Genomic DNA, 24,562 nt, shown 5'->3' with positions numbered 1-24,562 from the left:
CTTTAGAGGTGCTAAAAAGCATATTTATAAATAAATGTAAATTGCTATTAGCTAAATCTTGGATATTTTAAGATGAAATCAGAGGATTTAGACAATATTAATTAATGGAAATTAATCGCCACAATATTTATAATCATAGGCATTTTCCTGTGATAATTTCAGCAATCTCCCCAAAATTAAATCTTTCGATTCATCAAACTTCTACCCGACGCTAGATATATTATTCAAACTTCAGATGGATGCTGGAATCGCCTAAATTGCCCGATTCTGAGATTTACAAGAGTTAGGTATAGCGATTGTTAACAGATATTAATTGCATAATTGCTGCTCAGATGATTCTGATATCTCTCCAAAGTTAAACATTAAAAAATAAGGAAATACAATGATTCAAAGTACAGGCATTATGTTGGGACTCTACAAACCATTGTTATGGGTAGCACAAATTTCTGTAGATCCCTCCAACGTCACGCCAGCGCAAGCATCGGTGCTGACCTCCGGGCCGCGCTTTTTTGTCGCCTTAATTTCCGGGGTGATTTTAGCTTTTGCTTTTCAATTAGTGCTAACTAATCTCTCCGTTGCTGCTGGTATTTCCTACTTGGGACATTCCTCAGATGCGGATTCTCATCATGGGGAAGCAGGTAGTTTTGGCGGCACAATTCGCAAAATTGGGACGGCTGTAGGGATTTGGACATTAGTCACTGTTACGATCGCCTTATTAATTGCCAGTTTCCTAGCCGTAAAATTAAGCTTAGTGATTTTTGACCCCAGATTAGGGGCGATTTTGGGGTTAGTGATTTGGGGTGCATACTTCTTATTACTAGTGTGGGTTAGTTCTACTACTGTGGGTTCCTTAATTGGTTCAGTGGTGAATACTGCTACCTCTGGTTTTCAGGCGATTATGGGAACTGCTACCGCCGCCTTGGGTGCGAAAGCCGTAAATCAGCAAGTGGTAGCCACTGCCGAAGCCGCCGCAGCTGCTGTACGTCGAGAATTAGGTAGTGCAATTGACCCGATTAGTATTCGAGAAAATGTTGAAGATTACCTAGAAAAACTGCGTCCGCCTGAGTTGGATATCTCCCAAATCCGGGGCGAATTTGAAAAATTACTTAATGATCCACAATTAAAAGCGATAACTTCGTTAAGCTACGCTAACGCCGGTAGCCCCGATTTACGCCAGATCGACCGCGAAAAATTTATCGATTTAGTCAGCAGTCGCACCGACCTTTCTAAACGCGACGTTAACCGCATTGCAGATACACTTTACAATGTTTGGCAGCAAGTAGTAGGGCAACAGCCACCTGTTCCAGACCGTTTAGGGGAATTAGTTGACTATCTCAAATCTTTACCACCAGGACAAACCAGAACTGACGAACTCAACGCCAAACTAGAACAGTTAATTACTGAAAGCCGTTCAGCTAAACCAGCCGACCAAAAAGCCACACCTGGACTGATTCAGCAGACAGTCCAGCAAGGTCTAACGGCTTTGACTGGGATTGTTTTGGGACGCACTGATTTATCAGATATTGATGTGGAAAAGATTTTACAGTCCCTAACCACAGCCAAAGATAAAGCCACAGAACAAGCTGATAAACTAGGTCTTCCCGTACCTTCCCAACCTTACAGCCCAATTCGCGTTGACATCGAAAATTATCTGCATAACACTTATGCTTGGCAACTCAGCCAAGAAAGAATCGCCCAAGAATTCCGCGATGTTATTTATGACCCAGCCGCCGACCCTGGCATTATTAAAAGAGAATTAGACCGCCTGTCTCGTAATGATTTCGTCAAGATTCTGCAAGATAGAGGTCTACTCACCCAAGTTGAAATTCAACGCATCGCCGACCATCTAGAAGTTGTGCGTCAATCAGTATTAGTCACCGTTACAGCCGAAGAAGAACGAGAAATTACCCAAGATTTACAACGGCGAGTTGAAAGTTATCTGTTAGTCACACCAAAATCAGATTTGACGGCGGAAGGTATTGAACGGGATTTTCAGTCTTTGTTGTCCGACTCTGATGCAGATTATGAAACACTGTCACGCCGTTTGGCAGTAATTGACCGGGCAGAAATGCGACAAATTCTGCTGGAACGCAACGATGTGCAAGTATATGAAGTTGAACCAATTTTAGATGAATTGGAAAGACAACGCGATCGCGTTTTAATTGCCGCCCAAGGTATAGCAGAACAGGCAAAATATCAAGCCGAAACCCTGTGGTTGAATGTAGAATCATATCTGCGGAACACAGGCAAAGCAGAATTAAATCCTGATGCAATTCGCGCCGACCTGAAGCGATTATTAGAAGACCCCCAAGCCGGGATGATTGCCATTCGCACTCGGTTGTCTCGTTTTGACCGCGATACCTTGGTACAGTTATTGAGTCAGCGCCAAGATTTGAGCGAAGACCAAGTTCATAACATTATTCATACTGTGGAAGATTCTTGGCACAGTATTCGCCACGCACCGCAAGCCGTCGCTGACAAAGCCAAAGAACAATATGATTCTGTGATGACGACAATTACAGATTATCTGCGGAACACTGGCAAAGCAGAACTCAACCCCGAAGGGATTCAACGAGATTTAGATCGCTTGTTTGCCAATCCTAGAGAAGGTGCGATCGCCCTGCGGCGACGTTTATCGCAATTAGACCGAGATACCTTAGTGAAATTATTGAGTCAACGACGAGACTTGAGTGAAGAACAAGTCAACCAAATAATTGACTCGATGCAAACATCAATCCGCAATATTGCGCGTGCGCCCCGCCGTTTTGCTACTCGTACCCAGCAAAGAATGGATACATTCAAAGCTTATCTGGAAGAATATTTGCGGCAAACAGGCAAAGAAGAACTCAACCCTGAAGGTATTAAACGTGACTTGCAATTATTGTTGCATGATCCACGGGTCGGGGTAGAAAGTTTGAGCGATCGCTTGGCGCATTTTGACCGTTCTACTATCATCGCTTTACTGAAAATTCGGGAAGATATGAGTGATGAAGAAGCCGCCAGAATTGCCGACAATATGATTTCCGTCCGGGATCAATTTGTCGAACAAATACGGAGTATTCAACGCCGGATACAAGATGTTGTAGATAATATTTTTGACCGTATCCGTAACTATCTCAATTCTTTAGATCGCCCAGAACTTAATTATGATGGCGTTAAGCGGGATATCCGCCAGTTATTTGACGATCCCCAAGCTGGATTTGATGCCTTGCGCGATCGCCTATCTGCCTTCAACCGTGATACCCTAGTCGCCATCATGAGTTCCCGCGAAGATATCTCTGAGGAAGATGCTAACCGCATTATTGACCAAGTAGAACGCGCTCGGAACACAGTCTTACAACGCGCAGAACGCATCCAACAAGAAGCACAACGCCGTTTAGAAGAAGTCAAACGTCAAGCCCAAAAGCAAGCCGAAGAAACCCGCAAAGCCGCAGCCACAGCCGCTTGGTGGTTATTTGCTACAGCCGTCGTTTCTGCAATTTTCGCCGCCTTTGGTGGTGCGATCGCTGTTGTGTTTGTCTAGTTTAAAAACTGTCTCCGCTAAAATTTTAGCCTCCCAATGTGGGAGGCTTTTTTATGGTGAAAATGTGCTTCAATTTATGCCACAAAGGGATACTATTCACACTCTTGTTAAACAGGCTATCATCAAAGATGGTTGGACAATTACCAACGATCCATACATAATATCCTACGGTGAACGATTTTTGTTTGTAGATTTAGCGGCAACAGAGTCTAGTAACTCTCATCAAATTTCATCGCAATTTATTGGTGCTGAAAGGCAAAATTGCCAGATTGCGATAGAAATTAAGGAATTTAGAGGTAAGTCTGTAATTGCCGATTTAGAACAAGCAATAGGTCAATATACTCTTTATCAACTTTTACTCAATCAAGTTGATCCAGAAAGGGAAATATATCTTGCTATTACAGACATTATCTACGAAGCAATATTTAGCGAACCTATCGGTCAATTGGTGATTAGTGAATTACCTATGAAATTGCTGGTTATAGATTCAAATAAGGTAGAGGTAAAACAATGGATACCACCACGAATTATGCAGGAATTATAAAACAAGTAATTCAGAAATATGCCCAATTTACTCCATCTCATGGAGAAATTCGGCTAGATACTGTTTTTGATGAACAGCAAAATCGATATGCCTTAATGCAAGTAGGCTGGGAACGAGGCAGAAGAGTTAGAGGCAATATAATTTATGTAACTCTCCATGAGCAAAAAGTTTGGGTAGAATACGACGGTATTGAAACTGGCATTATCACAGATTTAATCGCAGAAGGAATACCAGAAGAACATATAATTTTAGCTTTTCTACCCGAACGACAATTAGCTAAGAATATTTAAACCGATTTCTGCTTTACCGATTTTCCAAAAAATGGAGAATTGGTAAAGCCATTAAAGTAAGTATTTAGAATACAGAAGTCAGAATTAATCACAGTTTGATATTTCATAGTTTTAGATTTTGAGAATCTCTGCCTAGCAAAACCTTGATTTATTAATCATTCTGGATTCTGACCCCTGAATTCTTAACAATTAACTAAATCCGCGAATAACGCAGACGTACTCTCAAAAGACGCAACCACCGCAGCCAAATTTGTGCAGGTTGCTCAAAGAAAGTGAAAATATCACCAAAACCCAGGTTCGTTTTATTATGATGCAGCCAGTGTCTTTCGGGAGTGGTGATGAATAGAAATTGACACACAACATTGATAATATTTGGAGTTTGCCAACCTAAAACACTAACGTGTCTCCACCATACATGAAACTGACCTAATAGCAATCCTAAAATCACACCAATGGGAGAGAAAGACCAGAAAATAAATGCCATAATTATATAAGGCAAAGCTCCCAAAATTCCATCTAAAAGTACCTGAAGATTTGCCGTTAATATGGCATAGTGGCGAAAGTCCTTCTTCCAAGAATGATGTGTTCTTAAGTGGAGGCTACCAAAAACATGCTCAGGTATGTGATACACGAATGTAGATAAAAAATCACCAAAAAATAATAACAGCCAAGCAACAACGATAGCCTCAAGCATTTGTACTCCTCACGTTCAATTAAACAAATCCACACAAAAAAATCCCAAAAAGACAGTTGATGCAGCGTCGCATCTTGTCAATTTTTCGGGTGACATTACCGTAATATTTAAAAGTTTTATTGATGTGCGATTGTCAGTTTAATCAATCACATTAATGACTCCTTTTTTCTTCTGTCAGAAAGAAATTAGCCGATACATCTAAAACTTGATAGATTTAGTGTATTTTAGTATTGTTACCCCATAATCTTCTTATGAAGACAGACAGTATGAGCAAAGAACCAGTTAAAATTAGTACAAATTTAGGTTAAGAATTTCTGCACAGTTATTTAGCAGAGATTAACTACAAGTTATCTGGCATTGAGAGAAAATTTTACTATGTTGACTGAAGGATAAATCTATCTGCGGTTAATTATTTTTATCAATAACTCACTAAGTTAAGAAAGGTGATGAGATATATCAAAAATTGATGTGTTAAATATTACCTAAAAAATCAAACTATGGCAATCACACAATACCAAATTCCGATTATAGATATCAGTGCCTTAGTCACAGAAAGTAGCGATCGCCACCTGACAGCAACAAAAATTGGTCAAGCCTGTCGGGAATATGGATTTTTCTATATTATTGGGCATGGTGTAGATATAGACTTGCAGCAGCGCCTAGAAGATTGTAGCCGTGAATTTTTTGCCCAAGATTTAGCCACCAAAATGCAAATCCCTATGGCGTTAGGTGGAAAAGCATGGCGGGGTTACTTTCCTGTTGGTGACGAACTCACATCAGGAAAGCCAGATTTAAAAGAGGGGATTTATTTTGGTGCGGAATTAACTTCATCACACCCGCAGGTAAAAGCTGGTACACCTATGCACGGTGCAAATTTGTTTCCGCCTAATCTGCCACTATTTCGTGAGACAGTACTAGAGTATATGTCAGTAATGACCAAGCTGGGACATATTTTAATGACAGGTATTGCCTTAAGCTTGGGATTAGAAGCATCTTACTTTAGCGATCGCTACACCAGCGACCCCTTAATATTATTTCGCATCTTTAACTACCCGCCTGATCAGTTATCAAGCAACGACAAAATTCGCTGGGGAGTTGGTGAACATACAGATTACGGCGTATTAACTATTCTCAAACAAGACAATTTAGGTGGTTTGCAAATCAAATCAAAATCACGCTGGATTGATGCGCCACCTGTACCGAACTCCTTTGTCTGTAACATCGGCGATATGCTCGATCGCATGACAGGCGGATTATACAAATCTACACCCCATCGGGTACAAAATTTTAGTGGACGCGATCGCCTATCCTTTCCATTCTTCTTCGATCCCAACTTTGATGTAGAAGTCAAACCGATTGAATTAAATCACGTCGTCCAAGAAGATTCTCAAGAACGTTGGGATAAAGCCAGTGTGCATAACTTTCAAGGAACCTACGGTGATTACGTGCTGAGTAAAGTAGCCAAAGTTTTCCCAGAGTTACAGCGCACAGTTTTATGAAGAGTGCTGAGTTGAAAGTGCTGAGTGCTGAGTTAAAAGAACACCCCCACACCCTGACACCCAAATTTCACAGATAACCTTTGTGCCTTGAAAGCGTTACCCTAGATGGTAAAGCTCAAATTTAGACTATGACACCTGACGAAATTGCGGTAACACTAACAGAATTCTTTGGTACAGAAAGTATAGCTGCGATCGCACCTGGATCTTGGCAAGTAGACTCACCTAGTTTTCGGCTGTTAGTGCTGCTGTCAGAAGACCAAACTTGGCTGCGAGTGCTATTGCCGATTGTACCGCTACAAGAAGCGGAAACATTTTTAACCCAATTTTTAGAAGCCAACTTTGATGAAACTCAGGAAACCCGCTACGCCATCTATGACGGAGTAGTTTGGGGAGTCTATCACCATAATATGGGTACATTAGTGAGTGCGGATTTTGCCAATGCTATTTCTAGACTGCTTTCTCTTCATAAAGCTGGTTTAAATGATGTCTTCAATCGATTTATTGAAAACCGCCTCCGCAAAATTATCCAAGGCGCAAAACAGCAAGGACAATCTCTACAAGCCACAATGCAAAACCTAGACAGATTTTATGCAGAAGGCTTAATGGGTGAAATTAACCAATCTGCTAACGATAGAGAACAAGTATTAGCAACTTGGCAATATCAACTAGAACGCCTTTGGAATGAAATATAGCAAAGTGCTGAGTGCTGAGTGCTGAGTGCTGAGTGCTGAGTGCTGAGTGCTGAGTGCTGAGTGCTGAGAAAAAATACTAATCCCTAATTCTTAGTCCCTACCCCCTACTCCCTACTCCCTACTTCCTACTCCCTATTTTTATTCATGGATATTATCGAAATTCTCAAAGAAGATTATCAAAGATTTCCTGAAAATCAAACATATTCAATTTACGCAGAAGATGTTTATTTTCAAGATGCGGTTTTCAAATTTCGAGGACTTAAACTTTATCAGTGGATGATTAAATTTATCCAGACTTTCTTTTTAAATCTCAAAATGGATTTACATAGTATTCAACGTTTGGGAGACACTATCAAAACCGAGTGGACACTGAGTTGGAATAGTCCTTTACCTTGGAAACCCCGCATTTCTATCACTGGCTGGAGCGAATTAAAACTTAACTCTGATGATTTGATTATTTCTCACATTGATTATTGGAATTGTTCACAGCTAGATGTAATTAAACAGCATTTCTTTCCAGTTAAATAGTGTGATCAAAGCTTGTTCAGATACCCGACTTCTTGAAGAAGTCGGATATCTTTTTGCTCTCAAATATTCCAAGTTTGTGACAGCAGCACTTTTAAACACTCATTTCTAACATCCGTTGCATGGGACGCAGCGCCGCCACTCTAATATCTTCAGACATTGTAATTTCAGGAGCGCGATTTTTCATCGCTAAATACAATTTTTCTAATGTATTGAGTCGCATAAACGGACACTCATTACAGTTACAATTATTTGTCGGTGGCGCAGGAATAAAATGCTTATCTGGCGCAAATTTTTGCATTTGGTGAATAATTCCTGGTTCTGTCGCCACAATAAATTCTTGGGCAGGGCTGGTCTGACAATATTTGAGTAAAGCTGCCGTCGAACCAATATAATTAGCGTGGCGCAAAACGCTAGTTTCACATTCTGGGTGCGCGATCGCCTCCGCTTGGGGATGTGCTATTTTTAACTGGACGATTTTCTTTTCGGAAAAGGTTTCATGGACAACACAGCTACCTTGCCACAGTACCAAATCTCTGCCAGTTTGTTCCATGACATAGCGCCCTAAATTCCGGTCTGGAGCAAAAATAATTGGCTGGTCTTTGGGTATCTGCTGCACAATTTTGACAGCATTAGAACTAGTACAAATAATATCGCTCATTGCCTTAATGTCAGCAGAGCAGTTAATATACGAAACCACCAAATGATCAGGATAAGCTGCTTTAAACGCCGCAAATTCCTTTGGTGGACAACTATCTGCTAAAGAACAACCAGCAGTTAAATCAGGTAACAGTACTAACTTATCAGGATTGAGAATTTTGGCTGTTTCTGCCATAAAGTGTACGCCAGCAAAGACAATTACATCTGCATTGGTCTGAGCTGCGGCTTTCGCCAGTTGTAACGAATCACCAATAAAATCTGCAATATCTTGAATATCTGGTTCTTGATAGTAATGCGCCAAGATTACCGCATTGAGTTCTTTTTTTAAATCCTCAATAGCAGCAAATAAATCTCGTGGTAGTTCACCTGATTGGGTTTGGTTTTTTGGTGCAAATGCAGTTGTAAACACAGTTAGGGGTTGCTTATGGTTGCAAGTATTTTATCTAGTGGATTCAATTATAGTAGTTTTTACCAAAAATAACAGGCAATAAAATTAAAGACTTTTTGAAGTATTACGTAAGTATATAAAAGCGTATGATATCCTAGGTTAGTTTTGGCAATTATCTTTATAGGTAAGGGCAGGTTGAGTAAAAGAATCTCTGGGTAAAGGAAATCCCCTATTAACCCGCCTTTACAGTAGTAGGGGGTGCTGATTTTTCCGCCATCACGATGAGTTATTTGTAAATCTAATCAGTTGACAATTGTCAACTGATAAAAGCTGGAGGTCAAACAGCACTCATGGAACTCACTTTAAATCAAATAGCAGGATTTCCGCGCTCAGGTTGGTGCTAATTTCGAGTTTTTCCTCGCCACTGATTTGTACACCGTCACCGGCTCTGAGTTCTTCGCCGTTCAGTGTGGCTATACCTTGAGCTATTTGCAACCAAGCATAGCGATCGCGTTTCAGGTGATAATTCACCACATCACCGCTTTCTAAAACAGAGGCGTATAAATCCACATCTTGATGAATTGTTACCGCACCGTCGCGGCCATCTTTGGCGGCGATTAAGCGTAATTGACCGCGTTTTTCTTCTACAGAAAATGCTTTTTGTTCATATCTGGGAGCCAAGCCTTGCTCATCTGGTAAAATCCAGATTTGCAGTAGATGGAGTGGTTCGGTGGGTGAGGGATTAAACTCGCTGTGCATAATTCCTGTACCTGCACTCATAATTTGAGCATCACCAGGACGAATGACTGAACCTGTACCCAAACTATCTTTATGCTCAACAGCGCCAGACAGCACATAAGTGAGAATTTCCATATCTCGATGTCCGTGGGTAGGAAAACCCGCACCAGGCGCAATGCGATCGTCGTTAATCACGCGCAGAGACCGGAATCCCATCCGATTGGGATCATAAAAATGGCTGAAGGAAAATGTGTGGTAACTATCTAGCCAGCCGATTTGGCTCCGACCGCGATTGTTTCGATCATGAATTAAATAGTTAATTGTATTTTGAGACATAAATTTACCTCAGTTGATTTAGTTTTGGTAATCTCAATAATTAATATTCTTGTGTACAGAAATATGCAAATTAATGCAGTTAATTAATTACCAAATCGATGCGCTAGATTTTAACTGCCAATTAATCACTAATCTCAGAGAGAATTTTGATTTATCTAGCTGGCTTTCGACTTATTTAAATATTAGAATATCTACCTATAAAATGAAAAGTACGCACTAAAAAGTGGCGTACTTACCAAAAGGATACTATGAAGTTTGCCAGGAATTATCTAACTGTAGCTGGTGTTTTAGTAGTAGCAGAGCCATTCTCTGCTTTAATTTCTGCTACTTGCAAATGAGCTTCTAAGAACCACAGTCGTTTGTCAATGGTGCGAGAAATTTCGGTGTAAAGGTCTGCGGTGTCTGCATCACCTAAGTCGTCGGTTTTAGCGATCGCTTCTCGGATATGTTTAGCGTAAGGTGCAAAACGGTCGGCTAATGCGGTTACATGGTCTTTGCCATCCAAAATATCCAGAGGATATTCTGGCAGGATGGAGTTACTAGCCGCTAGTCTTGCGGTTCCGAAAGCATAGCCACCTAACGCGGTGACACGTTCAGCCACTGTATCAACATATTCTTCTAATTCGCCTGCAATCTCATCAAACAATTCGTGCAACTGATAAAAGTCTGTACCTTTAACGTTCCAGTGTGCTTGCTTTGTCTGGGTTTTCAAATCTAAGGTAGCTGCCAATGTTTGATTCAGAATGGCTACGATTTGAGAACGTGCTTCGGCAGGAATATCAATACGAGAGGGATAAAGACGGGATGTCTGCTTATTGTCGCTCATGGTTCTAAATTTGTTGATCGACACATTGAGTCTACAAATAGTGATGGAGTTTGGGGAACTTCCGAAAGACAGATGGTTTTTCCGCAGGAATGATTTATTATCTTGATTACTCTTGCGGATACTCAGTAATTCAAAGGCGGTGGTTGTCGATCGCATTGAATGTACCACCAAACAGGCGATCGCGGATGATGTCATTTTGCAAGAAGTCGTGGGGAAAACCTAGTTCAATTTGACTCACTTCGTTGAGGCGTTGCAGGTGTTCCGGCGATAAGGTGATATCTAAACAAGCCAAGTTATCTTGAAATTGGCTGAGTTTGCGTGCGCCGACGATAGGAATCATTACACCACTTTGGGCGCGTAACCAAGCTAATGCGACTTGCGAAGGTGAAGCGCCAATTTCCGTAGCAACTTGACTCACTACTGCGGCGATCGCTAAACTGCGTTCTGATACAGTTCCAAATGCAGTGTTGGCAAGCCTACCTTGTTCTTCTCCTGGTTGCAGAGGCTGATTATACTTACCTGTCAGTACACCACCAGCTAAGGGCGACCAAGGTGTGACTGCTAAATCAAGGGCTTTAGCCATTGGGAGCAAATCTCGTTCTGGTGTTCGCTGAATTAAATTATACTCAATTTGCAAAGCTACAAACTGCGTCCAGCCTTGATATTGAGCGATAGTATTAGCTTGAGCCACAATCCAAGCAGGTGCATCAGAAATCCCAATGTAAAGAACCTTACCTTGACGCACCACATCATCAAGCGATCGCATTACCTCCTCAATTGGAGTGGTAAAATCCCAAGCATGTAACCAAAATAAATCAATATAGTCTGTATTCAGTCGTTTGAGACTACCTTCTAAGGATTGCACCAAATTCTTGCGATGATTGCCGCTACCATTGGGATTACCTGTATTTTCTCCCATCCGCGAGGGAAAAGAGTATTTAGTTGCAACTACAAAGCGTTCTCTGTCTTGAGCAATTAATTCACCAACAATTTTTTCACTACTACCGTTGGTGTAACCATTGGCGGTGTCAATAAAATTCCCACCGGCTGCTGTAAAAGTCTCAAAAATTCTCCGACTTTCATCAACAGAAGCACCCCAACCCCAGTCTTCACCAAAAGTCATCGTTCCCAAGCAGAGTTCCGAAACTCTCAACCCACTTTTGCCTAAGAGTTTGTATCTCATATCACTCGCAATTGGTAGTTTTTAATTACCTTAGCAGTGAAAAATTAGCAGTAACAATTGACCAATGGTAGATGACACTGATTTAAAAAGGTGTTGTTGCTTGTAAATGAAGAGTTTTGGCTAATTGGGGATGGTAAAAACTGATTTCCCTGGCGTGGAGATGTAAACGATTTGCATTAGCATTACATCCATAAAGGCGATCGCCCAATATTACCACGCCTAATCCTACCGCCGCATGAACCCGCAGCTGATGGGTGCGTCCGGTGAGGGGGATAAATTCTACGCGGGTGTATTCGCCTTCTTTGGCAATTACCTGAAACTTGGTGACACTGGGTTTACCATGTTGCCAATCAACTTGTTGATAAGGGCGATTTTGCGGATTTCCCCAAAGTGGTAATTCAATCACACCGTGATTTTGAGTCACCGCACCTGCCAAAATTGCTTCATAAACTTTATGCACTTGTCGCTGTTGGAATTGTTGACTGAGGTGATAGTGCGTATTGCGATCGCGTGCTATCAACAAAATACCAGAAGTCTCTTGATCCAAACGATGCACAGATACAAGGTTCGTCCCATCAGCTAATAAATTCCGTAAACGACTCACTACACTATCTTGGGTGTCTTGATAACGGCCGGGAACTGATAATAGTCCCGCAGGTTTATTCACAGCAATTAGCCATTCGTCTTGATAGATAATCTCCTCTCTAGTAGCGGAGGGACTGACAACTCCCCTTGAACTATTAGGTTTAATACCCGACAGCAAAAATCCCATCAACGGCTGACAACGTTCTACACAAGCTTCATAAAATTCCCCTTGAATTTTATCTCCTGAAGATTTCCCCCACCAAAATTCTGCCATTGCGAGGGGTTTAAGGTGATGGGTGGCGGCGTAATGCAACAACTTTGGGGCGCAACAGTCGCCTGTACCCGTGGGTAAACCATCCGGCATTAATTGTTGTAAGGTGAGAGATTGACCGAAAAAATTCATCAGCGAATAAGCAGCGTGCATTTGGGCTTGGAGTTGACGAGATAAGGTTTTACGCTGTTGTTTTAATTCTCTGATTTTGGTATCTGCGGCGGTAATTAATTGTTGAAGCGGCTGTAAAACTTCATCTCGCTGACGTTTGAGTTGTCGCCGTTCAATCCCATCTTTGCGACTGGCTGCGTCAAGTTCTGCAAGTGCAGTGGTGAGAACTTCACCTGTGAGTGTTTCGCCCAGTATTTGGCGTTGGGCTTGGCGTTGATATCTGCATTCACGATGGCGATCGCTCATGACTTGCAATTGCTGTGTAAATTCAGCAGATAATATTTCATACTGCTGTCGTTCTGGTAATTCTTGTAAATTAATAATTTCTTGTTTAATCGCCTCTAATTTTGCTAAAGTCTCCGCTTCTGATAAAGCAATTGCTTCTCGTCCCGGAATTGGTGGAACCCAGCCCTCAACAACACTTTGACCGTTTAATAATCCTGAGAAAGCTTGAATAACTTTTTGTTCACCACTGGGCAATTCAACTAATAAAACACCATACATCTTGCCTTCCCTAGCATAACGCTCATCCCTAGCGAGATAGTTCATTAAACCACGGGCAATTGCTTCTATCAAAGCAGTGCGGGGTAATCTCAGCAGTTCGCCAGTTTGGGGACAACGCCCTTCATAGTAATAGTTAATTTGACACAAACTAATTTACAATCCCATTTCTGAAAGAGTTTCTCGATAAAAATCTCTCTACTTCATTGACCCTGAATGGGTAGCGTGAGGACAAAGGTAGTTCCGCATCCAAGCTGGGAGTAAACATCGATATTTCCTTTGTGTTTCTCCACAACAATTTGGTGGGCGATCGCTAATCCTAAACCTGTTCCTTTACCAATTCCTTTTGTCGTAAATGAATGGTCAAAAATCTTTTGTTTTACTTCTTCATTCATGCCATTGCCATTATCAGCAATCATGATTTTCACAAATTTATGTATCATTGTTGTGGTAATTGTAATCTGGTTGGAATTGGTCTTGATCTCATTAAAACTATGTCTATGATTGAACTCCTCTAGTGCATCGATCGCATTCGCCAGAATATTCATAAATACTTGATTAATCTGTCCAGGGTAACATTCTACTAAAGGCAATACTCCATACTGCTTAATAACTTGGATTGCAGGTCGTTCCCCTAGTGCCTTCAGTCGATGCTGCAAAATTAGCAAGGTGCTGTCAAGCCCTTGATGCAAGTCAAACGGGATTTTGGATGTATTGTCCATCCGAGAAAAGGTGCGTAGGGCAAGGGATATCTCCTTGATGCGATCGGTGCTGAGGTGCATTGAACCCAACAGCTTTGGTAAGTCTTCTGCCACAAACTCTATATCTAAATCTTCTAGGGACTGCTGAAGCGACTCAGAGGGCTGCTTGACTTCAGATTGATAGAGTTCCAAAGCTTGTAGCAAAGCGGTGACATGCTCTTTAGCCGCAGGAATGTTGTTGATTAGACAGCCAATCGGATTGTTGATTTCATGGGCTACGCCTGCAACTAATTCCCCCAGTGTCGAAAGCTTTTCTTGCTGCACTAGGCGTATCTGAGCTTGCTGAAGGGATGCGGTTCGCTCTGCGACTTGCTCTTCCAGGGTCTCGGTCAGATGTTGCAATTTCTGCGTCAGCTTGTGCATACGCCAATGCAACATGACCCGCGCCAAGACTTCCTCCTGCTCAAAAGGTTTGGTAATGTAGTCCACTGCTCCTAGGGATAGCCCCTTGAGCTTGTTACCGATGTCAGACAGTGCAGTTGTAAAAATCACGGGAATATCGCGGGTTTTGGGATTATCCTTGAGGCGGGAACAGGTTTCAAAGCCGTCCATGACAGGCATCTGCACATCTAACAAAATTAAGATTGGAGGGGCGAGATTAACCTGCTCAATTGCGCTCTTCCCATCTTCTGCTAACCGCACTTGAAAGCCTGCTTCTTTTAAAACTTGCCTCAAGACTGATAAGTTAGTCGGATTGTCATCCACAACCAAAACAAATTCATTTTTTTGATTGTTGCTCATCTGATGGTCGGTTGTCATTGCTGTCCTGCATGAGTAATATATGGAATTGAGAAGATATGTATTTCAGGTGTCCTAGCGCATTTTCCTAACAGCAATAATCAAGGACTCTTGTAGCAATTCACGCATCTGTTTGATCTGACAATCTTCAGACATTTGAATCAACTTTTTGGCAAACTCAAATGATGTTGGATGAGACTTTTGAATCTGTTCGCATAAGTTAACCACTGTATCTATATCACCTTCCTGAACATGCTTTTGCAGCTGATGCAGGATTTCTATTGGTGGAGGAAACAGTTTTGTCACAGCAGGGGTATCGCGCTCTTGGCTGTAGGATTCTATGGTTGTAGTTGGTTCTTCATAAATCCAGGTCAACTTGAGATGGGTTTGAATTATCTCCAGTAGCTCATCCACTTGGATGGGTTTGGATAAGAAGCAGTTGGCTCCTGCTTCCAAGCTTTGAAATTCATCTTGGGCAAAAATGCTGGCAGATGAAGCGATCGCCAAGATGTGCGACAATTCAGTGGACTGGCGCAGTTGTTTAAGCAAATCAAAGCCGTGCATGACGGGCATCACCAAGTCAGTAATCAGTACATCGGGTTTGTGAGCCATGATCTGCTCCCAACCTTCTTTACCATTGCTGGCTTCAACCACATCAAATCCAATCGGCTCTAGCAAGCTGACAATCAGCGATCGATTTTCCCATTTGTCATCCACCACAAGGACTGTGCGCCTCTGCCCACCATAGCCCACAATGATGTTTTTCCCGTCCTGACGCTCTTGAATTGACCAGTTCAGTGATGCTGGGAGATCAACTTCAAAGCTAAATAGACTACCTTGCCCCAAGGTGCTTTCTACCTGAATTTTACTGCCCATGAGAGAGACGATTTTGAGACTAATCGCCAGTCCCAAGCCACTCCCCTCATCTTGCTTTTTCACATCCCCCACTTGCTCAAACGGCAGAAAAATCTTTTCTAGCTGTTCAGGGGTCATCCCCACACCCGTATCTTCAATTTCAAAACGGATTTTGTAAGAGTCGAGGGATTCATGATGCTGATGAGCCGTAATCCGAAAGTAAACACTCCCCTGCTGTGTGAACTTGATAGCGTTGCCCAATAGGTTAATTAACACCTGGCGCAATCGTTTTTCATCGGCATAAATGCTTTGCGGTAAATCTGCCGCAGGTTCGCACGCAAAAACAATTTTCTTTTGTTCAGCCCTGACTCGGTTCATCTCCGCAATCCCTTGCAGAAACGATGGCAGATGAATGTCTGACGGATTTAGCTCCAGTTTTCCGGCTTCGATTTTCGCCAAATCCAGCACATCATTGATCAGCATTAACAAATGGTTGCCGCATTGATAAATAACACTGATCCCCTTTTTTTCGGATGGTTGCAACGAGTTAGAACGCTGCAAAATTTGGGCATAGCCGAGAATGCCATTGAGAGGCGTACGCAGTTCGTGGCTCATATTAGCCAAAAACTCACTTTTAGCCCGATTCGCCGAATCAGCAGTGAGTTTTGCGGCTTCCAACTCAGTAGTGCGCTCTTGCACCCGATGTTCCAGTGTGGCAAAAGATTCTTGCAGTTGCTTGGCCATGTGATCAAAAGACTTAGCCAAATCACCCAACTCGTCGTTGCGATCGCTTGGTAACACTTGCTGCCACTGTCCGCTTGCCAGCTGTTTAGCCGCCTGATTTAATTGCAGAACAGGACGAATCACCAATGACTGAGACAGCCACCAAATCACCACTAGGGTCAACAGCAAGACTAAACAAAAAATTCCCAACGCAATAACAGTGGCTTGCCGTTCGCTTTGAATGACCGAACTGGCATTTAGTTCAATCACTAATACGCCATTGGTGCGTCCAAACTGATTTTTGATTGGGGCATAGCCGTACAGAACAGGTTTACCTAACGGACTTGACAGAATATCGGGTTCAACAAGCGGTTCCTCTAAGTCTGCAATGTCGCCTTTTAGCCCAGGGGTGATGAATTGCAAGGGGTCTCCCACCAGCGCATTAGAACCCCCTTCGTTGTCGTAATCCAACACAAAAACCAGTTTCCCGTCCGACTGTTGCCGCAGGGTGTAGATGTGGCTGATGGAGGGGCTGGCAGCTTGAATATTTTTGAGCCGTTCCTGATTGATTCTGTAAAACGGCTCCTTCATACTGTCGGGTGTCACTGTCAATGCCAGATAATCGCTGTCGATTTGGGGGACAGATAGGCGCAAAAGTTCCATCAGGCGATCGCGCATTTCCTGACGCTGGACGGTGCGGAGTTGCCAGGACAACCCCGTAGTCAACAGCCCAGCCGCCAGCGTCACTAGCAGCGAATAGGCTAAAACAATTTTGCGGCTGAGGCTTTGTTTACGCATTCTTTTTTCCTCTAAGATTCCAATCCCAAGCTGTAGCGATACGCTGTTTTTTGGGATTCCCGTCCTACCTGATCCGTAATTTTCTGCCAACCCTGCTCAACCCGCCCCATTGTCTGTTCGCGGCTGATTTTTCCTGCCATGAAATCTTTTAGTGCTGGATCAAGAACTTCCAATTGATAACGTTTGGCGTGGGGTAATTTCAAATCTAATGCCATGTTGGGATTGCTTAAGGTAATGCCAATAGCTCCTAAATAGTTATTGGCCGCTTCTGCCGACATTCCAGACTGAATCCAGGGCGCTACGTCCTTAAACTGCGTAACTCGATAGGGGTTAAACCCGGTCGCACCAATTGTCACATCCACATTTGCCTGGGCGGGCTGACTCATATAGGACAGAAAGGCATAGGCAGCATCTTTTACTTTGGGCGCAGCTTTGGCGGAAATAACTCCGGTGTAGCCCAGGTTAGCCGCGAAAGGGGCATGATTAATGCCGTCAATGGCGTAGGGACAGATAAACTTATCGCAGACCGTGAATTTACCCGTGGTTTGATCAAGCACTTTAGAGCTACCGGGTGTCATGGCTGCCCCAACCTTATTCGTGACTTTTGAAACAGTTGAATCAAGTGCCAGCGTGGGAATGTCGCCCCAGTCGATCATCAAGGCACACCGCCCGGCGAGAAAAACATTGCGGGCTTCAACAAATTGCAAGTTGGCATCATCAGGCACTCCATAGGCCATCGTTTGTTTGTAAACATCCAAGGCCTTGGCAAACGCCTCGTTTTTTACTAGTGGTTTCATGGTTGCCGCGTCAAAAAATGCCCCCTGCCCTGTACCTTTGGATTGTAGATAGGATGTGGCGATCGAGCTAAACATGAAAAATCCGACGTGTCCCGGCTCTTTGGCAATACAAGAGCCGTAGTCTGGGGTTCCATCCCCATTCAGGTCTTTGCCATGAAAGTTTTGCGCTACTTTCAAATAATCATCCCAAGTCAGGGGCGGCGTTAATCCGGCTTTTGAGAGCAAGTCGGTGCGATAGTAGAGTAGATGATAATCCCCATCTACCGGAACACCGTAAATGCGCTGATTGTGAATGGCATTGGCATTGCGAAAGAATGGTGCAATGTCTTCCCACTGCAACGCTGCATCAGCCTCGACACGAGCGGTTAAATCTTCCAGATAATTAGCATTCACAAAATCAATTAACCACTGCGGCATAGCCACCGCCATGTCATATTTAGGAGATGCACTCGACCAGTCAGCTTGCAACATATCATAGACCTTGCCAAAGTCGTGCATCGTCAAATTGACTTTAGCTCCCGTCAGCGATTCAAACTCAGGAATTCGTCGTTTTAGCCCTGCACCAATTACGCCTGAACGAGTGACAACATTGACTGTTATCCCGTCAAATCGTTGTACAGGGGCTGTAGTTTTTGTGGATTGAGTGGAGGCATTTGGAGATACATTGGCTGGGAACAAGCTGCATCCGGGAAGAGAAATGCTGAACCACAGTGCTGTCAGCAGTATTGTTAGATATTTAAGGAATTTCCAGCCAGCGCGTAAATGTTGCCGGAATGAGAGGTGCATATTTGATTAACCTTTTAATGAGTACATTCAGTTGGCTTGGTGTATCTCAGATGAGTGGAAATTTCCACAGAGGTTGTCAGCTTTTATATAGGGTTTAGGAAATTCATGGGATTATTTTTTCTGTAAGCATTAAAAATAGAAAAGCTGTTTTTAGTGCCATATAAAAACTGAAAACCTTGTCTCACAAAGGACTCTAGAAGACAGCACAACAAACAAGGCTGTCCATATCTACCTTGCGTTTATAAAACTCTTTGCAGTATCATTTAAAGTTCCTGATTATCTGGTGTCACCCATTAGTATTCCAACAACAGACGGCATTCTAACAGTCCCAGGAAAGCAAGATAAAACTCCTTGCTGCATCGTCTAGAACACTTGGAGTGGGTGTCACTGTAAGCATAAGATGAGCAACTTGCCCACTTTATGCTGACAAAAAGGAAAGGGAAGCACAGTCCAGTAGTTCTGGTCTGGGTTCAACTGAGTACATTCGGTATAATTGAGAGAATTTCCAAAACCTCAACAGGATTAATCAGGACTTACGCATAAAGATTAAAGGTTCGTAGTTGCGCTAAATCGCAACTACGAACCTTATGCACGACTTTAGTCTAGACACGCAACTAGTCCGAGGGGTTTATGAGTCAGGACTTACGCACAAAGATTATCTGTGGAGATTGGGTGTTAGGGTGAAAGGGTTTGGGGCTTCGCCGTGAGCGTCAGCCGAACGGTGTAAGGATTTTGAATAAGTACACACGCCACTTGGCTTAATTCGGGAAACCCGCCCACGCCAGTGGCTCCCCTATACCCTCGCCGAAACCATTGATTTTTCGTTTTGATGCGTAAGTCCTATGAGTGAACCTCAAGCTCAAAGTTAGCTGTAACTGTCTTCATTTCCAAGGTATGAGGACTCTTAAATGAAAGTTGTGCATTAGTTTGTTGGCAAGCTTCCATAGTTCTTACGTGTTCCATTTCATCATCTCGAATTGCCACAAACACATCATAAAGATGATCAATTTGAGGACGGCGTTCATTGGGTTGATGAGATGTTTGAAACTCATCAAACATATATAAATCGCCATCACGATAGTAACGGATTGCTACTAATGGAGCCGGTTGGGCTTTCAATTCCACTTCATTTGCTGTCAAGAATTTGTGATAACTGCTGTATGCGTGTTTTTCCACCAGTTCCATAAAATGATAGGCAGAACGCGGTGAAAAGAAATACACACAAGTAATAATCCAGTAATAAATTAATGCTGTAGTTTTGGCTAATAGTCGATCGCCCCAAAATGCGTCTCCACCTAAAGATTCCATAATTAATAGGTGATGCAATTCATTCCAAGATTCGGCAAAATGAACCTTCAGCCAATCAGCTTTGCGCCATAATCCCAAAGTTTCATAAAGATGCAACACTGAGAGATAAGAAAAGTAAGGTACACGCGCTACTGTTTCTAAAACATAAAAACGAGGATAAGGGCGATCGCGATAAACAGTATTGATCACAAATACCAAAATATTCACAAGCAAACGAATCATAGCTGTCTCCATGTATGCTTAAAAGATTAGGAGTAGTTGAGATAGCTGGGTTAGTTATCTTACCTGTGCAATTTTTTATACAGCTAAAATTTGAGGAACTTGTGAGGAATATTGAAATTGAACATAGTAAAATGCGATCGCTCAATTGTGGTTCATTACATCAAGCGATCGCATTTGTTTGACTCAACTAATAGCAGATATTAAAAACTGTTTTAAAGTTCAGATCCCCGACTTCTTGAAGAAGTCGGGGATCTTGTTCCTCATGGCTAAATTTCAACCTAATTGTCAGATTTTGGCGCGAACTACCGGATAAGGGAACAGTCGCTTAAATCCTTCCTGACGTTCTGCTACTGTTTCAGGAGCAACATCCCACAAACTTTCGTAATAGAAAAAGGCTACACCTAAACCCCGTTCTTGAGTAGCCCGTACTTGAGCCTTAATTTGTGGCATTGGGACTGGGTTATTGCGTAACCCTGCCATAATTCCGATTCCGGTGGGAATTTTTTGTTGTGCTTCTTGAATTTCGCTACGGCCGATATTGGCAACAAAACTCTGGAAATCAGGACGATAAATTTGCACAATTAGCTCATCTACAATATTTTGCCGTATCCAAGCCAGCCAATCTTGCAGGTGGAACTTATAAGCAAAATCATAATAATTTGGTGATACAGAAAAAATGCTATTGGGTTTTCTGGCTTTCACTGCTTGGTTCAGTCTCACCATGAAAGCTGTAATTTTATCTGCCCGCCATTTTACCCAAGCTGAATCATTAGGGTTTGCAGGAGGATTGTTTTTGGTTTCTTGGGTATATAAAGCTACTGTATATTTGTCATAACCAAATTCATGGGGCAAACTCATGTGGTCGTCAAACTGAATACCATCAGCATCATATTGGGTGACGACTTCTAACACCAAGTTAGTAATAAACTGTTGCACTTGGGGATGGAAAGGATTTAGCCAAACAACTTCACCCGCCGCGCTGATAGAAGTTTCACTACCATTGCGCTTTTGCGTTAACCACTCTGGATGATTTAATGCTAACTCGGATGTTGGCGGAGCCATGAACCCAAACTCAAACCAGGGTATAACTAACAAACCTTTACGATGGGCGTGATTAATTAAGTCTGCGAGGATATCTTGCCCCTCTAAACCACGGGTAATAAAAGGCTGAATACCTGCACCTTGGGCGGTTGCACTGGGATACATCGCATAGCCAGAGTTCCACACCACAGGATAGATAGTATTGAAATTGAGGCGTTGTAGGTGTTTTACAGCGTCCCGCACCTTGACGCGATCGCGCAAAACATTAAAATCATTGTTAGTCATCCACACACCGCGAATTTCTTGGCGTGGTAGTTGAGCGATCGCAGGTTTTAGCCCATCTACTACCAATACTGCCACAAAAGAAACTAACATCAGCACAGGCACTAGCCGTTTTAGCTTGCGCCCCAAACCTAAGAAAGTCAAGAGTTTCATCGGGTTGAATGATTTGTCACCTACCCACTCACGCCATCGCCTATTTTTGTGATGGAATTTATTAGCCATATAGCCTTGAAGTATTGATGTTTACTAGAGGAATGGTTAATTGGTAGTTGTTCATTCAATGCTGCACATCGAACTTCTGCACCGGGGAAACTCAAATAGAATTCATACCGTCAATTCAGGATGACGTAACCAGTATCCATTAGTGTCCAATATACATCGCGTCTAACAGGTAGTTTACCAAGTCTTTATCTTACCTGACATTCGTGGAATCATTACCAAAAATTACTGATACTATACTGTGTTATTAATAACTTAAGATAATGAAAATAGGAAGCGATACTGCGTTTTATGACAATCGACTACAGCAATAATACTCAGATTTATCTTGAATGAGAAAATTGCTGTGATGAATTTTAATCAGCCTTTACAGGTAGTTATATAACAAACTCAAACCTATACCCTTGGGTTTCTTGAAAGATGTGTTTTAGCTGAGTCCGAAATTCATCATCCCTCAATATGTCCATCAAAGCAACTGCATTCCACCTAAGACTGTTGTTAATCAGCTAATTCTGTGACAATGATTAACAATAAGCCAGAATACTTAATCTCAGCTACTCATGCGCCAGAGTTCTCAAAACAGCCTTTTAGCAAGCAAACCGCAGCCATTTAATTGGTTATATGCCTTTTGGAAGTTTTCTCGTCCACACACAATTATTGGCACCAGTCTGAGTGTTTTGGGTTTATATGTGATTGCCATTGCCATTAATCATCGAGTTGACTTCCTATTGCCAATTTCCAATTCCCTTTTACCAGTTTTAGGTGCATGGATAGCTTGTTTATGTGGCAATGTTTACATTGTCGGCTTAAATCAGCTAGAAGATGTAGAGATAGATAAGATTAATAAGCCGCATTTACCACTAGCATCTGGGGAATTTTCTCGACGTATAGGACAATTGATTGTCATTACAACAGGGATTTTAGCTTTAGTAATTGCCTGGTTAAATGGGCCGTTTTTATTTGGGATGGTAGCATTAAGCTTGGCAATTGGTACAGCTTATTCCTTACCACCAATTCGCTTGAAACAGTTTCCATTTTGGGCAGCACTGTGCATTTTTTCGGTACGTGGAACAATTGTGAATTTGGGTTTATTTTTGCATTTTAATTGGGTACTGCAAAGCAAAGAATTAATTCCAACCGCCGTGTGGGTACTGACGATATTTATCTTAGTGTTTACCTTTGCGATCGCCATTTTTAAAGACATCCCTGATATCGAAGGCGATCGCTTGTACAATATCTCTACTTTTACAATTCAACTCGGAACGCAATCTGTATTTAACTTAGCACTTTGGGTACTCACCCTCTGCTATTTGGGGATGATGTTGGCGGGTGTATTGCGGCTAGAGGCTGTCAACTCAGCATTTTTGGTGATTACCCATTTATTATTGCTGTGTGGGATGTGGTTTCGCAGTTTAACGGTAGACTTACAAGATAAACGTGCGATCGCCCAATTTTATCAATTCATTTGGAAACTCTTTTTCTTAGAATATTTAATATTCCCCATCGGTTGTTTGTTGGCTTAACACAATGCTAGACACCCCTCCAGTAATTGATATTCTTGCCATTTTGGTAGTGATTGCGAGTGTTTTTCTACTGATTTATTTTGCTGTGAAAACCTTAATCACCTCCAACTACTTTCAAAAAGGCATCAATCTTTATCAGCAAAAAGACTATGCAGGCGCAGAAGCAGAGTTTCGCAAAGTGATTGCTATCAACTCTACGAATGATGTCGTGCGTCTATTTTTAGGAGATGTTGTATATCAGCAAGATAGAATTGCCGAAGCCACAGAATTATTCCAAGAAGTCATTCGCCGCAGTCCCAAAAACCCCGAAGCTTATTTACGCCTAGCCAATGTCTTAATGCAGCAAAATCAACCAGAAGCAGCTAAGACTAATTTGCAAACAGCCCAAAAATTATTTCAAAAACGCCAACCAGAAAAAGCCCAAAAAGTGGCTCAGTTATTGGCAAAAATCAACGCCAAATCAACTTAAATATTGATTAATCATTTTAAATTGAGTCTCTATGGTACAAACACCAAAGAAAACATTGACTTTAGAAGAGTTTCTCACACTACCAGAAACTCAGCCAAGCTCAGAATACATCGACGGTCAAGTAATTCAAAAACATATCCCGCAAGGAAAGCATAGCACTATTCAAGGAGAACTCTGTCCCAAAATGAATGCTGTTGTAAAAGTCAAAAAAATGGGTTGGGCTTTTCCTGAATTACGCTGCACATTTGGCGGAATTTCTCTAGTTCCTGATGTTGCTGTGTTTTCTTGGGTAAGGCTTCCTGTTGATGAAAATGGTGATATTGCTAATACGTTTACTATCGCACCCGATTGGATGATCGAAATTCTTTCCCCAGAACAAAGCCATACGAAAGTTACAAAGAAAATCTTACACGCTCTCAATCACGGCACTCAAATGGGTTGGTTAATTGACCCTGACGAGCGATTTATTGCTGCTTATCCTGCGGGAAAACAACCTTTAGCATTTGAGGCAATTGATAGTGTTTTGCCAGTGCCAGATTTCTGCCAAGGTTTACAGTTAACAGTAGGTGAAATTTTTGGCTGGTTAAAGGTAAATTTGTAATAAAAATTAATAA

At 42.2% G+C, this 24,562-nt stretch carries 21 protein-coding genes; 10 read left to right on the top strand and 11 right to left on the bottom strand.

Going from position 1 to position 24,562, the window contains the following annotated elements:
* Positions 1 to 382: 382 nt before the first annotated feature.
* From H6G79_RS20185 to H6G79_RS20175, 3 genes are read left to right on the top strand one after another with little or no spacing between them, the layout of a single operon-like run.
* Positions 383 to 3,523: an MFS transporter gene (locus H6G79_RS20185; RefSeq protein WP_190591380.1), complete on the top strand. Its 3,141-nt coding sequence runs from the start codon at positions 383 to 385 to the stop codon at positions 3,521 to 3,523.
* Positions 3,456 to 4,067: a XisH family protein gene (locus tag H6G79_RS20180; RefSeq protein ID WP_242048472.1), complete on the top strand. Its 612-nt coding sequence runs from the start codon at positions 3,456 to 3,458 to the stop codon at positions 4,065 to 4,067. Before H6G79_RS20185 ends, H6G79_RS20180 begins: the two co-directional genes overlap by 68 nt.
* A complete protein-coding gene (locus tag H6G79_RS20175; protein ID WP_190591379.1) occupies positions 4,034 to 4,357 on the top strand; it encodes a XisI protein in 324 nt (107 codons plus the stop codon). Before H6G79_RS20180 ends, H6G79_RS20175 begins: the two co-directional genes overlap by 34 nt.
* Before the next feature lie 193 nt (positions 4,358 to 4,550).
* Here the strand turns inward: H6G79_RS20175 and H6G79_RS20170 are convergent, their stop codons facing one another.
* Positions 4,551 to 5,051 (bottom strand): fatty acid hydroxylase, encoded by a 501-nt coding sequence (locus tag H6G79_RS20170; protein WP_190591378.1) that lies wholly within the window; start codon positions 5,049 to 5,051, stop codon positions 4,551 to 4,553.
* 497 nt (positions 5,052 to 5,548) lie between these two features.
* Here H6G79_RS20170 and H6G79_RS20165 point away from each other — a divergent pair, with 497 nt between their 5' ends.
* The 3 genes from H6G79_RS20165 (at position 5,549) to H6G79_RS20155 (ending at position 7,770) form a co-directional block, all read left to right on the top strand.
* The gene (locus H6G79_RS20165; RefSeq protein WP_190591377.1) at positions 5,549 to 6,550 is read left to right on the top strand and encodes an isopenicillin N synthase family oxygenase; all 1,002 of its coding nucleotides are present in this window, start codon (positions 5,549 to 5,551) and stop codon (positions 6,548 to 6,550) included.
* 128 nt (positions 6,551 to 6,678) lie between these two features.
* The gene (locus H6G79_RS20160) at positions 6,679 to 7,242 is read left to right on the top strand and encodes a hypothetical protein (RefSeq protein WP_190591376.1); all 564 of its coding nucleotides are present in this window, start codon (positions 6,679 to 6,681) and stop codon (positions 7,240 to 7,242) included.
* Positions 7,243 to 7,386: 144 nt separating this feature from the next.
* A complete protein-coding gene (locus tag H6G79_RS20155) occupies positions 7,387 to 7,770 on the top strand; it encodes a DUF2358 domain-containing protein (RefSeq protein ID WP_190591375.1) in 384 nt (127 codons plus the stop codon).
* Between the two features lie 91 nt (positions 7,771 to 7,861).
* Here the strand turns inward: H6G79_RS20155 and nadA are convergent, their stop codons facing one another.
* From nadA to H6G79_RS20110, 9 genes are all read right to left on the bottom strand, one after another.
* Entirely contained in the window at positions 7,862 to 8,836 is a 975-nt protein-coding gene (nadA, locus tag H6G79_RS20150; RefSeq protein WP_190591374.1) for a quinolinate synthase NadA, read from the bottom strand.
* 336 nt (positions 8,837 to 9,172) lie between these two features.
* Positions 9,173 to 9,889 carry a pirin family protein gene (locus H6G79_RS20145; RefSeq protein ID WP_190591373.1) on the bottom strand — a complete coding sequence of 239 codons (717 nt, stop codon included), beginning with the start codon at positions 9,887 to 9,889 and terminating at the stop codon, positions 9,173 to 9,175.
* A 265-nt stretch (positions 9,890 to 10,154) separates the two neighbouring features.
* Entirely contained in the window at positions 10,155 to 10,715 is a 561-nt protein-coding gene (dps, locus tag H6G79_RS20140; protein WP_190591372.1) for a DNA starvation/stationary phase protection protein Dps, read from the bottom strand.
* Positions 10,716 to 10,845: 130 nt separating this feature from the next.
* Positions 10,846 to 11,898, bottom strand: coding sequence for an aldo/keto reductase (locus tag H6G79_RS20135; protein ID WP_190591371.1), 1,053 nt, complete (start codon positions 11,896 to 11,898; stop codon positions 10,846 to 10,848).
* An 82-nt stretch (positions 11,899 to 11,980) separates the two neighbouring features.
* A complete protein-coding gene (locus H6G79_RS20130; protein WP_199333999.1) occupies positions 11,981 to 13,576 on the bottom strand; it encodes an RluA family pseudouridine synthase in 1,596 nt (531 codons plus the stop codon).
* 53 nt (positions 13,577 to 13,629) lie between these two features.
* Entirely contained in the window at positions 13,630 to 14,928 is a 1,299-nt protein-coding gene (locus H6G79_RS20125) for a response regulator (RefSeq protein ID WP_190591458.1), read from the bottom strand.
* A 72-nt stretch (positions 14,929 to 15,000) separates the two neighbouring features.
* Positions 15,001 to 17,301, bottom strand: coding sequence for an ATP-binding protein (locus H6G79_RS20120; RefSeq protein ID WP_190591370.1), 2,301 nt, complete (start codon positions 17,299 to 17,301; stop codon positions 15,001 to 15,003).
* A gap of 11 nt (positions 17,302 to 17,312) precedes the next feature.
* A complete protein-coding gene (locus tag H6G79_RS20115) occupies positions 17,313 to 18,884 on the bottom strand; it encodes an ABC transporter substrate-binding protein (protein WP_190591369.1) in 1,572 nt (523 codons plus the stop codon).
* A gap of 840 nt (positions 18,885 to 19,724) precedes the next feature.
* Positions 19,725 to 20,414 carry an alternative oxidase gene (locus H6G79_RS20110; protein ID WP_190591368.1) on the bottom strand — a complete coding sequence of 230 codons (690 nt, stop codon included), beginning with the start codon at positions 20,412 to 20,414 and terminating at the stop codon, positions 19,725 to 19,727.
* Between the two features lie 14 nt (positions 20,415 to 20,428).
* Between H6G79_RS20110 and H6G79_RS20105 the strand changes: the two genes are divergently transcribed.
* Entirely contained in the window at positions 20,429 to 20,596 is a 168-nt protein-coding gene (locus tag H6G79_RS20105; RefSeq protein ID WP_190591367.1) for a hypothetical protein, read from the top strand.
* Positions 20,597 to 20,699: 103 nt separating this feature from the next.
* Here the strand turns inward: H6G79_RS20105 and H6G79_RS20100 are convergent, their stop codons facing one another.
* Positions 20,700 to 21,959: a glycoside hydrolase family 10 protein gene (locus H6G79_RS20100; protein ID WP_190591366.1), complete on the bottom strand. Its 1,260-nt coding sequence runs from the start codon at positions 21,957 to 21,959 to the stop codon at positions 20,700 to 20,702.
* Between the two features lie 557 nt (positions 21,960 to 22,516).
* Between H6G79_RS20100 and H6G79_RS20095 the strand changes: the two genes are divergently transcribed.
* From H6G79_RS20095 to H6G79_RS20085, 3 genes are read left to right on the top strand one after another with little or no spacing between them, the layout of a single operon-like run.
* Positions 22,517 to 23,479 carry a homogentisate phytyltransferase gene (locus H6G79_RS20095; RefSeq protein ID WP_190591365.1) on the top strand — a complete coding sequence of 321 codons (963 nt, stop codon included), beginning with the start codon at positions 22,517 to 22,519 and terminating at the stop codon, positions 23,477 to 23,479.
* Between the two features lie 4 nt (positions 23,480 to 23,483).
* The gene (locus H6G79_RS20090) at positions 23,484 to 23,948 is read left to right on the top strand and encodes a M48 family metallopeptidase (protein ID WP_190591364.1); all 465 of its coding nucleotides are present in this window, start codon (positions 23,484 to 23,486) and stop codon (positions 23,946 to 23,948) included.
* A 31-nt stretch (positions 23,949 to 23,979) separates the two neighbouring features.
* Positions 23,980 to 24,549, top strand: a complete 570-nt coding sequence (locus tag H6G79_RS20085; RefSeq protein WP_190591363.1) for a Uma2 family endonuclease — start codon at positions 23,980 to 23,982, stop codon at positions 24,547 to 24,549.
* Positions 24,550 to 24,562: the final 13 nt, after the last annotated feature.

Source organism: Anabaena sp. FACHB-83, assembly GCF_014697485.1.
Classification (GTDB): Bacteria; Cyanobacteriota; Cyanobacteriia; order Cyanobacteriales; family Nostocaceae; genus Nostoc_B.
This window is presented reverse-complemented; position numbering and strand designations above follow the sequence as displayed.

What these genes read in the sequence shown, in the direction of transcription:
- H6G79_RS20135 (WP_190591371.1), bottom strand. Translation starts at nt 11,898, where the DNA reads ATGAGATACAAACTCTTAGGCAAAAGTGGGTTGAGAGTTTCGGAACTC.
- H6G79_RS20120 (WP_190591370.1), bottom strand. Translation starts at nt 17,301, where the DNA reads ATGCGTAAACAAAGCCTCAGCCGCAAAATTGTTTTAGCCTATTCGCTG.
- H6G79_RS20185 (WP_190591380.1), top strand. Translation starts at nt 383, where the DNA reads ATGATTCAAAGTACAGGCATTATGTTGGGACTCTACAAACCATTGTTA.
- H6G79_RS20085 (WP_190591363.1), top strand. Translation starts at nt 23,980, where the DNA reads ATGGTACAAACACCAAAGAAAACATTGACTTTAGAAGAGTTTCTCACA.
- H6G79_RS20090 (WP_190591364.1), top strand. Translation starts at nt 23,484, where the DNA reads ATGCTAGACACCCCTCCAGTAATTGATATTCTTGCCATTTTGGTAGTG.
- H6G79_RS20110 (WP_190591368.1), bottom strand. Translation starts at nt 20,414, where the DNA reads ATGATTCGTTTGCTTGTGAATATTTTGGTATTTGTGATCAATACTGTT.
- dps (WP_190591372.1), bottom strand. Translation starts at nt 10,715, where the DNA reads ATGAGCGACAATAAGCAGACATCCCGTCTTTATCCCTCTCGTATTGAT.
- H6G79_RS20105 (WP_190591367.1), top strand. Translation starts at nt 20,429, where the DNA reads ATGCTTAAAAGATTAGGAGTAGTTGAGATAGCTGGGTTAGTTATCTTA.
- H6G79_RS20125 (WP_190591458.1), bottom strand. Translation starts at nt 14,928, where the DNA reads ATGAGCAACAATCAAAAAAATGAATTTGTTTTGGTTGTGGATGACAAT.
- H6G79_RS20100 (WP_190591366.1), bottom strand. Translation starts at nt 21,959, where the DNA reads ATGGCTAATAAATTCCATCACAAAAATAGGCGATGGCGTGAGTGGGTA.
- H6G79_RS20165 (WP_190591377.1), top strand. Translation starts at nt 5,549, where the DNA reads ATGGCAATCACACAATACCAAATTCCGATTATAGATATCAGTGCCTTA.
- H6G79_RS20115 (WP_190591369.1), bottom strand. Translation starts at nt 18,884, where the DNA reads ATGCACCTCTCATTCCGGCAACATTTACGCGCTGGCTGGAAATTCCTT.
- H6G79_RS20155 (WP_190591375.1), top strand. Translation starts at nt 7,387, where the DNA reads ATGGATATTATCGAAATTCTCAAAGAAGATTATCAAAGATTTCCTGAA.
- H6G79_RS20095 (WP_190591365.1), top strand. Translation starts at nt 22,517, where the DNA reads ATGCGCCAGAGTTCTCAAAACAGCCTTTTAGCAAGCAAACCGCAGCCA.
- H6G79_RS20145 (WP_190591373.1), bottom strand. Translation starts at nt 9,889, where the DNA reads ATGTCTCAAAATACAATTAACTATTTAATTCATGATCGAAACAATCGC.
- H6G79_RS20160 (WP_190591376.1), top strand. Translation starts at nt 6,679, where the DNA reads ATGACACCTGACGAAATTGCGGTAACACTAACAGAATTCTTTGGTACA.
- H6G79_RS20170 (WP_190591378.1), bottom strand. Translation starts at nt 5,051, where the DNA reads ATGCTTGAGGCTATCGTTGTTGCTTGGCTGTTATTATTTTTTGGTGAT.
- H6G79_RS20175 (WP_190591379.1), top strand. Translation starts at nt 4,034, where the DNA reads ATGGATACCACCACGAATTATGCAGGAATTATAAAACAAGTAATTCAG.